We start from the raw sequence: 13,318 nt of genomic DNA, 5'->3' as shown, positions 1-13,318 counted from the left end.
TTTAGCATAATAATTAGATTATCTAACTATAAAATTACTGAGAGAGGTGTTTAGTATCAAACAGACGACAGGTACATCTATTAACCAGCACAATTACTCGCTGATGACAGCAGTATTGGCTTGGTCGGGAATGGCTGTGATGTGCAGCTTGTATGTATCTATTCCATTAATCTCGACTTTTGCGAGTGAGTTTGGCATTACGACAACACAAGCTGCAGCCGCGGGCAGTTTCTTTTCCCTGGGATTTGCACTGGGATGCTTGGTATATGGGGGATTGTCGGATAGATATGGCCGAAAGAAAGTCATAACTTTGGGGTTAATCGCATTGACCCTGATTTCACTAACACTTGGAACTGTTCACAACCTAACTATGCTGTTTGCTCTTAGAGGTCTTCAAGGGGCAGCAGCAGCGACCTTCTCTCCCGTAGCCTTAGCTTATACTGTGGAGATGTTCCCGGCCCACAAGCGGGTGACTACAATTGGATTTATCAGTACGGGCTTCCTGATAGCCGGGATTATTGGGCAGGTCATTTCTGGCATTGTCAGTCAGGAATACGGATGGAACATGGTTTTTTATTTGCTTTCGGCCATGTATGCATGTACCTTTTTATTAATTGTCTGGCTTCTGCCTAAAGGGGAGGTTACCCGGCCTCAGGCTAACGTCTGGGAACCTATCAAGCAGATGGGTAGCGTTTTTATGCGGAAAAATCTAGTGTTTAGCTATATCGTTGCGCTTGTGCTCCTTATGTCTTTTGTAAGTATGTATTCCGTACTCGGATCTTATCTGAGCGGCCCGAAGTTCTCGCTTGGTCCACATGAAATCCTGTATGTACGATTATTTGGGGTGTTAGGCATGCTGGTTTCTCCTTTTGCAGGAAGACTTGCCGGGCGTTATGGGGTTCTTGCTGTACTGCGAGGGGGATTAACTTTGGCTGTACTCGGGCTCTGTACATTGGGATTGATCCCGAATCTGGTGTTCCTTGTGTTCATGACTGTCGTCTTCGTATCCGGGATCGCCTTGGCTGTTCCTTCTCTGGTGTCATTGATTGGCCAATTGGGCGGAGAAGCACGCGGTATTGCGGTGTCCGTATATACGTTTATTCTCTTTGCTGGAACAAGCCTGGGCCCCATTGTATCGATTCAGTTTATGAAATTAGGCAGCTTCTCGTTAACCTTTATCTTGCTTGCGCTTATATTGAGCGTGGGCTTGCTCGCAGCTTGCTTGGTTCAGGCAGAGTCGAAGCTCGAAGCTGGTAAGAGCTAGGGCATCCTGAAAGCTCCTTATTTGCCATACATATTTGACTCCCTAAGTTCAAACAATGTAGGGACAATGTGTCTTAAGGCAGGAGGGTCAGGTTATGGCAATGGATAAGCAAAAGAACAAGCGAACAGGAATCGCCCGCAGTCTATTAACCGGTGCAGTGTTATGCGGACTTCTGGCAGGTCCGGTCTCCATGTATGCCTTCCCGGAGGATACAAGTCAGCGGATGATCAGGGAATCCGCAGCTGCGGCGAACCCGGATACGAAGGTCACTAATCCGAGTGCTCATTCGAAGAAGAAGCTTGCGGTCATCATTGATGACCTGGGTAACAAGATGGAAGGGACGGATGAAATTTTGTCCATGCCTGTCAAGTTAACGGTGGCCGTCATGCCTTTTCTTCAAACTACGCAGGAGGATGCCAAACGGGCTCATGAGAAAGGGTATGATGTGCTTCTTCATCTGCCTATGGAGCCAAAGCGCGGGAGACCGGAATGGCTTGGACCAGGGGCTATTTTGACCAAAATGTCGGATGAAGAGGTACGCAAGGCGGTGGAAGCAGCTATTGATAATGTGCCTTACGCGGTCGGGATCAATAATCACATGGGATCCAAAGTGACCGCGGATGAGCGCATTATGTCCATCGTACTGGATGTCTGCAAGGAACGGGGATTGTTCTTCGTAGATAGCAAAACTAACTACAGATCCATTGTCGGCAAGCTGTGCAAACAAAAAGGACTTCCTGAGGTGTACAACCATATCTTTCTGGATGATGTAGCATCCACCGCACATATATCCAAGCAGGTCGGGAAGGTGTCCGAATGGTTAAAAAGCCATGATAGCTGCGTCACCATTGGTCACGTCGGTTCACGTGGGAAGAAAACAGCCTCGGTGCTTCGGAATTCGATTCATACGCTTAGGCAGGAGGCTGATTTTGTAGGTATCAGCGATCTGGCCAAGGAACAGCAGCAGCTGGATTTCATATTTCCATGAAATATTGCATGATTCCGGCGGCAATCGCTTTGGCCACATCCATCTGGCCTTTTGACTTGGTCAGCATGGCTCTGTCCCCGGGGTTGCTGAGGAATCCGGTCTCGACTATGACGGCAGGGTAACGGGTGTGATTGAGCAAGTAAAACGGCTTGCCGAGCGTAGGTGATGAACGGGTGCCGAATAAAGGATCCAGCGCATTCTGAATGGCCCAGGCCAAGAGTGCGCTTTTTCCTTCTTTTTGATGCAGAACAAGCGGCCCGCGCTTGGACCGGCTGTTCGCCCAATTCACATGAATACTGACCACGATGGAGGTGGTGAGTTCGTCACTTAAGCCTTTTCGCTGGGCTAGGTCGCGCAGGTGCCGGGACCTGCTCTTCAGCCACTGATTCTCATCGCTGAGCGCATAGTCCTCGGAACGGTTTAGGGCAGCCATATACCCTTTGCTCTTCAGCAGGAGATATAATTTGCGCGAGATATCCAGATTGATGTCCTTCTCCAGAATTTCGTGAAAAGAGGTCCCGCCGTCAACTCCGCCATGGCCGGCATCAATGAGGACTACAGGTTCTGGAAATGCATGGCGGGCGAGCCTCTCCATCTCATCGGGACGTGCAGATGCCGCACCTGGAGACATCCACCCGGTTAAGAGAGGGAGACACAGAAGCATAGGGAGTATTCGCTGCATAAGAATCACCTTCACTTGGTTTCTTTTACCTCTATCATGGTCTAATGGACTTGAAATCATGCATGATCTGTACAAGGTGAAAGGTAAAGGGTGAAAGGTGAAAAGGGTGAATAAGAAGTGTGGAATGGGAGCACAATAAAACCAAGGAGCAGTCCGTAACCTTCTCCTTAAAGGAGGGATCGTCATCATGGCAAGCGGCGATGAACTTGTAAAGATCATTACCGAGAGAGTTGTACACTTTGTGGAGACACCCCGTGAAATTCGCAGGCAGGAACAGCAGCACCATCGTGAGCCTTGGGCACGTAAATGGTTCGGCATGATTCCTTTCGCCCTCGAGATGTGGTGGGAGAGTGAACCGGTTCCGCTCGTGAAGGAGCGCGGCCGCAAGGAGTCTTCGCGAGAAATCTAGGGATTTCTCATGACCTGAATAAAGCTGATACCGGTAAAGGGATCAGCTTTTTTGACGTTAAGAACCATCCACAGTATAGAATCCCCCCATTCTCTCCAAAGATGCCAAGGAGATCCATCGGATGGATTCACCAGACTTGGACATTACATACAGGCTTTCGGCTGCTGAATGGGTCCAGCGTTGAAATCCGTTAACGGGAAGTGAAATAGAATAAGTGCGGCCAGGTCCGCGGGAGGCATAGACAAGTTTTTTCTTAAGCTTAAGCTGCTTGATGAAAGAGGTGGGATTCATATGTAGTGCCTTCTGATTCATCCACCCAATGTTCGCATAAGGATTAAAAGCTCGCGCGGTGACCACCGTCTTCATCGGAGTTAGGACTGAACTGCCGCTGTGGATCAAGCTTGGATCGGGCGTTGCCGTGACATCCATCTGCTTCGCCCAGCTGGCCTCTGTCTCGGGGAGAAGTTCTCCGCTGACTGCATCGAAATACCGGCTCTCCTCTGGCGAGCCCTTGATGCTAATCTTCCACTCGGCTAGAGTAGGTCCAGCATACAGCTTCTGGATCACGAGCTCACGCTCTTCTCCCGAGTCTCTAACTAGGGATACTGCTTGCTCCAGCGACTTCCCAGCGAATAGCGGCTCCGCTCCCCGTCCATATTCAATTAAGGCATAACCGCCATCCGGTTTGGCTCCGATAATCAGATAACCGGCTGTGGGGGAGGCCGTTCGGATCGTTACCATCCAGGCATGGGTACCTGGCCCGAGCGGCTCCGCTGTGAATTCAGCTTTCTTCCAATCCTCAAACGGTTCCTGCTCCGATAAGCTATCTAGGATATCCTGAATAAATTGAGTTAATTCAGCAGCAGCTTCAGTCTCGGAGGAGATTTGGATAATCTGACTCCCTGAGGCTGCTTCAACATAGGGGCCGGACAGACTCTGGACCCCTCCAAATATCAAGGCCATACATACGCTGGTACGTAAGAATTGATTCAACCCTCTTTTCATAAAAGACAACACCTGCCTAAGTTTGGTTGGTTTCCCGTGTTAACCGTGGTTGAAGCCCGGTGTACCCATTGTAGTGAAGTGGCTCGCAAAAGACTGTTACAACCTGTCGGGACAAGCTTGTCACGAGTATTCTATTTTTGCGGTGTTTTATCGATAATGGTCACCTCATTCGGGAGGTCTCCTGTCTTAGGTGAAAGATACCGCAGTTTATGGCAGATACGAGAATTCGGGGCTCATACTGCCAGCGGATTTCCTTCCGTCTAGCTTCATACTGCTCTTTGGCAGCTTCACGCTTCTCTTCATCCTCTTCGAGGAGTAGGTTTTTGTAATAGACATCAATCAAATCGAGCTCCTCTTGTAGACGGGCAGATGCCTCCGTTGCCCAGCTTGGGTCAATGTCCCTCAGCTTGTCTTCAAGGGAAGCTTCAAGAGCATCTCTTCCTTCGGCCGGGGTGATGGAAGAGGGCTCGATATGCACATTCTCGGGCAGTCTTGGCCGGAGGGATCTTTCGCTCAGCCGATCACGGAATTGGAAGTCGATCTTTCGGCTTACCAGAGATATCCCCATGAAGTGAAGCTCTTCGCGCTTCATATCACAGGCGAACTCCACCTTGAAATTAACACCCAGCCATGGCTCGTAGGCTGCCGGGAACAGAGTGGAGCGCTGTCTTGGTCCCGGGTCCTCGAACAAATATACACAGCTGCCTCCACGCCGGGCTGCCTCGAAAATTTGCTTCAGACGCGGACTACCGAAATGCAGATGCTCCCGGTGTATTCGGCCAGGACCGACATTGGGCAGCGGGCGTACAACTCCAAAGTATCTTCCAAGAATGCTGTCCTCGGATGGTGAAGAAGACGGGGGGGTGACGGTTCCTTCACCGGATGAGATGACAGGCTGATTAAGCTGGGCATGAAGAGAGGCTCTCCGTTCCTCATTCGCTTTGGCTGTCTTGGCGATTTCAGACTGCTCATATTTCTCTGGATCAAAGACGAACAGGAAAGACATCGTCTGCGCTTCTGCATTCGTTCGTTCAATAAAGCTCCAGTAGTACGGCCGGCCGGTAAGCTCTTTATCGGCTTCAGGAGACAGCTTGACTGTCACATGGTAAGGAGACTGTTCGATCACGCTGCATTCCATACTCTCCAGGTAGGTCAGGACGTATTTCCGGATCTGTTCTGTGGTCATACTCATCGTAACAATCATCCTCCCAAGAGCTGCTCTAGATTACCTTCATCTTCCTCTGTAAAAGTGTCATTTAGTACTACTTCCTGTTTGATGGAGTCCAGCGAACTACCAAGTGACTCGACCTGCTTCCTAAGGTCTTCCTCGTTCTCCGATTCAAGCATGATTTTGTACAGGCTCTTCTCCAGAGAATGATTCTTCTCGAACCGTTCCAGGATGACATCTAGGCTGCCGATGACAGTCTCGAACATATTGATTTTCTCGTGAAGCAGGTTCAGAATATGCTCCTCGATCGTCCCGTTAGTAGATAAATTATAGATCCTCACGTCATTCTGCTGTCCCAGCCTGTGAACGCGTCCAATCCGCTGCTCAACACGCATCGGATTCCAGGGCAGATCGAAATTGATCATGTTATGGCAAAATTGAAGATTGATGCCCTCGCCGCCTGCTTCGGTAGCAATCATGACCTCAGCCCGGCCCCGGAACAAATCCATCATCCAGTCCTTCTTGCCGCGGTTCATCCCGCCCCTGTAAGGAACGGCAGTCAGGCCGTGGTCCCGAAAGTAATTAAGCAGATACTCCTGAGTAGCCCGATATTCCGTGAAGACAATGACTTTCTCATTCATTTCCCGGATGAGCTCGATGGTTTTCTCCGCTTTTGTATTTTCTTTGATAGCCTTAATCGCATGAACGAGTTCCCAAATTTGATCTCTGATCGGTGAATCAGGAGCGAGCTTCTTGGATAAATTGACGAGGGTGACGAACACCGCATCCCGGCTGCTGCATACCTCCCGTTGTAAGGTCACCATGGAGAGCATGCTGCTGAAATTGCCTCCGGATGCCTGGTATTGATTTTTGACAAAAGAGGTTACTCCGTCATAGAGTGCCTTCTCGTCGGGCGACAGCTCCAGCGGGATGTTCCGTACAATGCGCTTGGTGAAATTAAGTTGTCCATCGCCGCGGCGATTACGGATCATTACCTTGGAGAGCTCGCCCTTAAGCTGATCCTCGTTCTTGGCAACGCGCTTATCAACCACAAAGTTGGCCGAGAAGTCATCCTGCCGCCCCAGCTGGCCCGGTTTGAGCAGATTAATGAGATTGAACAGCTCGTCCAAATTGTTCTGAACTGGCGTTGCCGTGAGAAGCAGACAGTATTTCTTGCGGAGCTTCAGCATGAACTGATAGTTGGTCGTCTTCTTATTCTTGAGCTTGTGGGCTTCATCTACAATAACGAGGTCATATTCCTTCCCCAGCAAAATCTCCCGGTGCGGATCCCGCTTGGCGGTATCCATCGAAGCCACCACGATGTCAGAATCCCAGGAATGAATCTTCTTCTGGGCAGTGGCCGAGATTCCGAACTTGGAGTTCAGCTCTCTGACCCACTGAAGAACAAGAGAGGCGGGGACCAGAATAAGAACCTTGCGGACAAGCCCGCGGATTAAGTATTCTTTGAGAATAAGACCGGCCTCTATCGTCTTGCCAAGCCCAACCTCATCCGCCAGAATGGCACGGCCCCTCATCTCGAACAATACTTTCCTTGCTGTATCCGTCTGATGAGGAAGCGGCTCAAGTCCATGCAGATGCTTCAGACACTGCATTTCCTCAAACTCCGTGACAAGTCCCGCTTCTTCTGACTCTATGGCTAGGGAGAATAAGCTCCAGTTGTCCCAGGGACCTCCTCGGTCTAGTCTGGACTCCAGCTGTTCAAACCACGTTCGGTCAAATTGAATGCTAGGATGAAGATCAGGTCCGGGTTGTATTCTCATAAGGCTTGGGCCTTCCTTTCTCAGCTGTTGAATCTGGATGGTGAATGTAGTAGTAATAATTGTATTGAAGAATGCGCAGGCCGAAGGTTTTGACTTCACTTCCATCTGGATCAGATGATGTAGGGTTAGTATGGACGAAAATAGAGCTGTTCATAACTCGCGATGCTTGGAGAGATAAACCGGTCAAGTGAAGAAGGGTTATGAGAGGGAATTGTACGGGTGAGAGATATGACACAAATCACAATAGGCCGATATGTTGTATAGTATGATGATGATTATGCACAATATGTTGTGGTATGTACATATTTGGGTAGTGAAGTTATATAGTTCTCATTAAGTTCTTAGGAGGCATTCTTCATGAATACACAGAATCACAAGCGGCTTGAAGGATTGAGTGAAAAAATATTTCTGGATCGTTATGCCTGGAAAAATGCAGATCCCAGCCAAGCGAAGATTGGGGATACCGTCCTTGTTCTGACCAAGGATGATCCGAAATTCCCTGCCAAGGAAGTTGGAGAAATAGTTGAAAGACAGGGAAGTAGAGTTACCGTTAAGACCCGTAGCGGTGAAACGGTGGATACCGATGTAGAGAAACTTACCCTTAATATAGAGAAGACACCCGAGGAGATGTGGGATCGCTTGGCGAAGGCCATGGCTTCGGTAGAAGCGACTCCGGAGCTTCAGCAGGAATGGGAAGGCAAGTTCCGCTCCATACTGGATGACTGGAAGCTCGTTCCGGGCGGCAGAATTGCAGCCGGGGCCGGGGCGAGCGAAGAGCTCACCTTGTTCAATTGTTACGTTATTCCTTCTCCTAGGGACAGCCGCGGCGGAATTATGGAGACCCTGTCTGAGATGACCGAGATTATGGCCAGAGGCGGCGGCGTGGGCATTAACCTCAGCTCGTTAAGACCGAGAAGAGCTGTAGTTAAAGGTGTTAACGGATCATCCAGCGGAGCGGTCTCCTGGGGAGGCTTGTTCAGCTATACTACTGGACTCATTGAGCAGGGCGGAAGCCGCAGAGGCGCGCTGATGCTGATGATCAATGACTGGCATCCGGATATTCTTGATTTCATCACCGTGAAGCAGACCATGGGTCAGGTGACTAATGCGAATCTGTCGGTATGCATCAGTAATTCCTTCATGCAGGCAGTGAAGCAGGATCTGGATTGGGAGCTTGTCTTCCCGGATACCACGGGCGATAAGTATAATGAGGAATGGGATGGTAACCTGGAGGCCTGGAAAGCGGCCGGCGGAAAAGTTGTCCATTACCGTACGGTAAAGGCTCGTGAAATTTGGGAAATTATTATGGAGTCCGCCTGGAAATCCGCCGAGCCTGGTGTCGTATTTATGGAGTACTATAACCAGATGTCCAACAGCTGGTACTTTAATCCAATTATATGTACCAACCCATGCGGTGAGCAGGGACTTCCTGGCTGGGGAGTATGCAATCTATCCGCGCTGAATCTATCTAAGTTTTATGACGAGTCAAGCGAAGATGTTGCCTGGGACGAGCTGGCTAGGGCAACGCGCTATTCGGTGCGTTTCCTGGACAACGTGATCAATAAGACCCCATACCATTTCAGAGAGAATGAGGAGAATCAGAAGAACGAGCGCCGGGTTGGGCTTGGGACCATGGGGCTGGCCGAGCTCATGATTAAGCTCAAGATCCGTTACGGAAGTGCGGAGTCCCTGGAATTTCTCGACCAGTTGTATGGCTTCATTGCCAGAGAATCGTACCTCGCCTCAGCCGATATTGCCGAGGAGAAGGGTTCATTCCCGGCTTTCGATGCAAGCAAATATTTACAAAGCGGATTCATGAAGGAAATGGTAAAAGAATTCCCAGAGGTTGGCGAAGCCGTACGCGCGAAGGGGATCCGGAATGTCACGATCATTACCCAGGCTCCGACGGGAAGCACAGGAACGATGGTAGGCACTTCTACGGGAATTGAGCCTTACTTTGCCTTCAAGTATTACAGACAGAGTCGGCTGGGCTTTGACGAGCAGTTCGTGCCGATTGCCCAGGACTGGATCGATGCTCACCCGGGGGAGGAGTTGCCTGACTACTTCGTCACAGCAATGGACTTATCTGCTGAGGATCATATTCGGACCCAGGCTGCGATTCAGCGATGGGTGGACAGTTCGATCTCCAAGACGGCGAACTGTCCGGCTGACTTTACAGTGGAGGATACTAAGCGGCTGTATGAATTAGCCTTTGACCTTGGCTGCAAGGGAGTGACGATCTACAGGGACGGCAGCCGGGACATTCAGGTGCTGCAGACCGAGAAAAAGCAAGACAAAACAGCCCCGCAAGCGGATGAAAAGGAACTGGAACAGAAGATTGCTCAGCGGGCTGCTGAGGTGACCTCAGAAACCTCTGACCGTTTGGTTCAGTTGGAAGGCCAAGAAGTTGAAGAGCTGTTGAAGCAGGATCTTTCAGCCAAGAACAGTGTTTCCCTGCCCGATAATAAGGTGGTAGATAAGCAGTATAAACGCCGCCCTCAAATTCTGAGAGGGGCCACCTATAAGATGAATACGCCTTTTGGCATGGCTTATATCACGATCAATGACTTGGATGGAATACCGGCAGAAATCTTCCTGAATGTTGGAAAAGCAGGGTCCGACGTGTTCGCCATGGCCGAAGCTTTGGGGCGTGTCTGCTCCCTGTTCCTGCGGTACGGAGACCATGGGCATAAAGTTGAGCTGCTGATCAAGCATTTGAAAGGAATCGGTGGCTCAGGTGCTATCGGCTTTGGTGCGAACCGGGTAGAATCAATTGCTGATGCGGTAGCCAAGGCATTAGAGACCCATGTTCAGCAGGAGGCGCTGCAGGAGAGGGGCCAGATTTCGGGGGATCCGGCTGCTCTTGTGGAAGAGATGTTCAACAAATATGAAGAAGAGGCGGGGGCTACAGCCCATACCTCAAGCTTCTCAGAAAGCACCCGTGATCTGTGCCCTTCCTGCGGATCGGCCTCTCTGGTCAATACGGAAGGCTGCCGGACCTGCAGTAACTGTGGATACAGCAGATGTTCTTGATAGTTAGATCAAATTTAGGTTAAAGCTTAGAGAGAGACAATGCTATGATGATAAGCTCTAGCTTTTTGGAAAATAAATGGAGCAGTTGCCTTGTTGGCAGCTGCTCCATTTTGTCTTTTTCTGATGGTACCGTGACTGAGGAGGCTCTACTGCTAAATGTCTTTGTTATCACCACTCAAGTCTTCAATTACCTGGCATCAACAGAGAATGAAATGGCTTGTCTAACCCCAAATGATCGGGTATATTAGGTTGAAATAAAATCAGTAGAATCAGAGGTAGCCATGTCGACAATTAATGATGTTGCTCTTAAAGCCGGTGTGTCTGTTACCACGGTGTCCCGGGTGCTTAACAATCGGGGATACATCAGTGAGGCGACGAGGGCCAAAGTATACAAGACCATGGAGGAGCTCAATTATCAGCCTAATGAGCTTGCCCGCTCTCTTTTGCGTAAGCAGTCGAATCTTATCGGTCTTATTATCCCGAGTGTATCTCATCCATTCTTCGGTGAGCTGACCAACCATATCGAGTATTATGCTTATCAGAACGGATTCAAGGTGCTGCTCTGCAGCTCTCATATGGATCCTTTCAAAGAGAAGGATTATATCGCCATGCTCAAACGCAATAGGGTTGACGGAATTATAATGGGCAGTCACACACTTGAGATAGAAGAATACCTCACTCTTCATTCCCCTATTGTTACTATAGATCGGCAGATCGGCATTGAGATTCCGTATGTCTCTTCAGACAATTATCACGGCGGGGTGCTGGCCACTGAATTGCTGGTAAGTAAGGGCTGCCGGAACATTGTACACATTTGCGGTAACCTTGGGCTTAAGATGCTTGCGAATGATCGGAATGACGGTTTCAGGGATACTGCCGAGAAGCATGGGATTCACCACATGACTATTCAAACGGATATGAATGTATTCGATCAACAGCAGTACGAACGGATCATTCACAAGGCTCTTGAGGAATATCCCGATATGGATGGTATTTTTGCCAGCAGCGATGTTATTGCCGGTTTTGCAGTGAGAGAATGCTTAAGCAAAGGGAAGAAGGTGCCACAGGATATTCGAATAGTGGGCTACGACGATGTGAATATGGCTTCATGGTTCATCCCTGGGATCACTACAGTCAAGCAGCCAATCGAAGCAATGGGACATCTGGCCGTAGAATTAATCCAAAAGCAATTAAAGGGAGACCCTTTTGATCCGAAGAACCTGCTCCCTGTTGAATTAATAGAGCGTTCTACCACATGAATTCTGATTACCTATGAGTGATATTCTCTATATTTATGCGGGGTTAATTAAAAGCTTGGTTATCTTATGCCACATATGTCAAACGATTGACACACGCTAAATGTTTAACATATACTTCGGAGTGTAAGCGGTTTATTTATTCAAAGGGTTTTATTCTGTTTCTTATAGGCAGGAGGATAACTTTTTATGCAAATGAGAGAGTACACCAGAGATCAGGCTGACCAGTTTATCAAAGAATCCAAGGCCCTGCTTAAGGCAGAGTATAGACTGAATTATCATCTGATGGCCGAATACGGATGGATGAACGATCCGAACGGTTTTATTCAATATAAAGGGCAGTATCATCTCTTTTATCAGCATTATCCCTATAAGCCTGTGTGGGGACCGATGCACTGGGGACATGCAGTAAGCAGGGACTTGATCAAGTGGGAGTATCTCCCGGTGGCCTTGGCTCCCGAGGGGGAATTTGATCGGGACGGTTGTTTTTCCGGTAGTGCTATTGAGAAAGACGGTCTCCTAATGCTCTTATATACGGGTCATGTAGTCACTGGACCTGACCCGGAACAGGATTACATGCAGTCTCAAGGGATTGCTGTCTCGGAGGATGGAGTGAGCTTTGAGAAGTGGAAGGGCAACCCCATTATTGGTTACGATGAGATTCCAGATGGAGTAAGCCAGAAGGATTTTCGTGATCCTAAAGTATTCATGAGGAACGGGCAGTATTATGTAGTTCTCGGTTCGAATGATGCAAAAGGAAATGGGCTGGTTCTTTTATATCGATCTGATGATCTGTATAGCTGGACCTTTGTGAATGTGCTCGCATCAAGTGATGGCCGCTTTGGTGATAATTGGGAGTGTCCGGACTTGTTCTCGCTCGGAAATAAAGACATCTTCATGCTCTCCCCGCAGCGGATGCCGGCTCAAGGAGAAGAATACCGGAACCTTCATTCCACCATGTATTGTGTTGGGGAGTTCGATTCTGGTACGGGTAAGTTCCATAGTGAAGCTTTTGCCCAGGTTGATCACGGATTTGACTTCTACGCACCTCAATCCATGCTGGATGACAAGGGCCGCCGAATTGTAATGGGCTGGATGGATATTTGGGAGAGCGATATGCCTACACAGAAGGGGCATGGCTGGGCAGGTGCCATGAGTCTGCCTCGCATTGCAGAACTGCAAGGGAACCGTATACTATTTAGTCCTGTTGAAGAAATCGAGAATTACCGGAGCAATCTTTATGAAATTCATGACGTTGTTCTAGATCGGGTTATCGACATACAGACTATGGGCGACAGCTACGAGCTAATAACCGAGTTCGAAGCAGGCGATTCAGAGGAGTTCGGCCTAAAGCTCCGTGTCGGAGCCGAGGAGGAGACGGTGTTATCTTATCGTCCCGGTGAAGGAGTATTCAGCTTGAATAGAGATAACTCCGGTGTGGGTCCTGGTGGTGAACGCCGCGTTCACGTCCGGCTTACGGAAGGACGGCTGAAGCTGCGGATATTTGTTGATAAATCCTCGGTTGAAGTTTTTATCGGTGATGGACAGCACGTCATAACAGCCCGCATCTATCCTGGACCTCATTCGCTTGGGATACAGGCATTCGCCAAGGGATCTGCCAAGCTTGTATCCCTTTATAAATGGGATGTCTTATAAGGAGGAACATGCATGTTGACCGTATTCACCATGGGAGAAGCGCTTATTGATTTTATCCCCCATCAAATAGGTGTGA

The 13,318-nt window shown here is 49.1% G+C and carries 11 protein-coding genes (1 of these 11 running past the window's edge); 7 read left to right on the top strand and 4 right to left on the bottom strand.

The genetic code is table 11. The features are described from left to right. Positions 1-103 precede the first annotated feature (103 nt). Both ACEN86_RS14195 and ACEN86_RS14190 read left to right on the top strand, forming a co-directional pair. Positions 104-1,264, top strand: coding sequence for an MFS transporter (locus ACEN86_RS14195; RefSeq protein ID WP_495634308.1), 1,161 nt, complete (start codon positions 104-106; stop codon positions 1,262-1,264). 94 nt (positions 1,265-1,358) lie between these two features. After that, positions 1,359-2,252, top strand: a complete 894-nt coding sequence (locus ACEN86_RS14190) for a divergent polysaccharide deacetylase family protein (RefSeq protein ID WP_495631261.1) — start codon at positions 1,359-1,361, stop codon at positions 2,250-2,252. On the opposite strand, the gene ACEN86_RS14185 is transcribed toward ACEN86_RS14190, so the two are convergent. After that, positions 2,239-2,883 carry an N-acetylmuramoyl-L-alanine amidase family protein gene (locus ACEN86_RS14185; RefSeq protein WP_495634307.1) on the bottom strand — a complete coding sequence of 215 codons (645 nt, stop codon included), beginning with the start codon at positions 2,881-2,883 and terminating at the stop codon, positions 2,239-2,241. The genes ACEN86_RS14190 and ACEN86_RS14185 overlap by 14 nt on opposite strands. A 238-nt stretch (positions 2,884-3,121) precedes the next feature. On the opposite strand from ACEN86_RS14185, the gene ACEN86_RS14180 reads away from it, so the two are divergent. Continuing rightward, the gene (locus tag ACEN86_RS14180) at positions 3,122-3,343 is read left to right on the top strand and encodes a YqzE family protein (protein ID WP_495631260.1); all 222 of its coding nucleotides are present in this window, start codon (positions 3,122-3,124) and stop codon (positions 3,341-3,343) included. Between the two features lie 57 nt (positions 3,344-3,400). On the opposite strand, the gene ACEN86_RS14175 is transcribed toward ACEN86_RS14180, so the two are convergent. The 3 genes from ACEN86_RS14175 to ACEN86_RS14165 form a co-directional block, all read right to left on the bottom strand. Continuing rightward, on the bottom strand, positions 3,401-4,348 hold the full coding sequence (locus ACEN86_RS14175; RefSeq protein ID WP_495631259.1) for a hypothetical protein: 948 nt from the start codon (positions 4,346-4,348) through the stop codon (positions 3,401-3,403). 160 nt (positions 4,349-4,508) lie between these two features. Next, the gene (locus ACEN86_RS14170; RefSeq protein WP_495631258.1) at positions 4,509-5,540 is read right to left on the bottom strand and encodes a YqhG family protein; all 1,032 of its coding nucleotides are present in this window, start codon (positions 5,538-5,540) and stop codon (positions 4,509-4,511) included. 8 nt (positions 5,541-5,548) lie between these two features. Next, positions 5,549-7,297, bottom strand: coding sequence for a DEAD/DEAH box helicase (locus ACEN86_RS14165; protein ID WP_495631257.1), 1,749 nt, complete (start codon positions 7,295-7,297; stop codon positions 5,549-5,551). Between the two features lie 357 nt (positions 7,298-7,654). Here ACEN86_RS14165 and ACEN86_RS14160 point away from each other — a divergent pair, with 357 nt between their 5' ends. The 4 genes from ACEN86_RS14160 to ACEN86_RS14145 all read left to right on the top strand — a co-directional run. Continuing rightward, entirely contained in the window at positions 7,655-10,330 is a 2,676-nt protein-coding gene (locus tag ACEN86_RS14160) for an adenosylcobalamin-dependent ribonucleoside-diphosphate reductase (protein ID WP_495631256.1), read from the top strand. Positions 10,331-10,611: 281 nt separating this feature from the next. After that, positions 10,612-11,589, top strand: a complete 978-nt coding sequence (locus ACEN86_RS14155) for a LacI family DNA-binding transcriptional regulator (RefSeq protein ID WP_495631255.1) — start codon at positions 10,612-10,614, stop codon at positions 11,587-11,589. Between the two features lie 186 nt (positions 11,590-11,775). Beyond that, on the top strand, positions 11,776-13,242 hold the full coding sequence (locus ACEN86_RS14150; protein ID WP_495631254.1) for a glycoside hydrolase family 32 protein: 1,467 nt from the start codon (positions 11,776-11,778) through the stop codon (positions 13,240-13,242). 12 nt (positions 13,243-13,254) lie between these two features. After that, positions 13,255-13,318 carry the 5' portion of a carbohydrate kinase family protein gene (locus ACEN86_RS14145; RefSeq protein ID WP_495631253.1) on the top strand. The gene runs 884 nt beyond the window's last position, so 64 of the gene's 948 nt are visible here — the first part of the coding sequence; it begins with the start codon at positions 13,255-13,257; its stop codon lies off the right edge, out of view.

This window comes from Paenibacillus sp. Paensp111 (genome assembly GCF_059492195.1).
The sequence above is the reverse complement of the archived record's forward strand: the minus strand, read 5'-3'. Positions and strand labels throughout refer to the sequence as shown.

Bases quoted from the DNA above. Each gene is read 5' to 3' on its own strand.
- ACEN86_RS14195 (WP_495634308.1), top strand. From the start codon at position 104: ATGACAGCAGTATTGGCTTGGTCGGGAATGGCTGTGATGTGCAGCTTG.
- ACEN86_RS14190 (WP_495631261.1), top strand. From the start codon at position 1,359: ATGGCAATGGATAAGCAAAAGAACAAGCGAACAGGAATCGCCCGCAGT.
- ACEN86_RS14185 (WP_495634307.1), bottom strand. From the start codon at position 2,883: ATGTCTCCAGGTGCGGCATCTGCACGTCCCGATGAGATGGAGAGGCTC.
- ACEN86_RS14180 (WP_495631260.1), top strand. From the start codon at position 3,122: ATGGCAAGCGGCGATGAACTTGTAAAGATCATTACCGAGAGAGTTGTA.
- ACEN86_RS14175 (WP_495631259.1), bottom strand. From the start codon at position 4,348: ATGAAAAGAGGGTTGAATCAATTCTTACGTACCAGCGTATGTATGGCC.
- ACEN86_RS14170 (WP_495631258.1), bottom strand. From the start codon at position 5,540: ATGAGTATGACCACAGAACAGATCCGGAAATACGTCCTGACCTACCTG.
- ACEN86_RS14165 (WP_495631257.1), bottom strand. From the start codon at position 7,297: ATGAGAATACAACCCGGACCTGATCTTCATCCTAGCATTCAATTTGAC.
- ACEN86_RS14160 (WP_495631256.1), top strand. From the start codon at position 7,655: ATGAATACACAGAATCACAAGCGGCTTGAAGGATTGAGTGAAAAAATA.
- ACEN86_RS14155 (WP_495631255.1), top strand. From the start codon at position 10,612: ATGTCGACAATTAATGATGTTGCTCTTAAAGCCGGTGTGTCTGTTACC.
- ACEN86_RS14150 (WP_495631254.1), top strand. From the start codon at position 11,776: ATGCAAATGAGAGAGTACACCAGAGATCAGGCTGACCAGTTTATCAAA.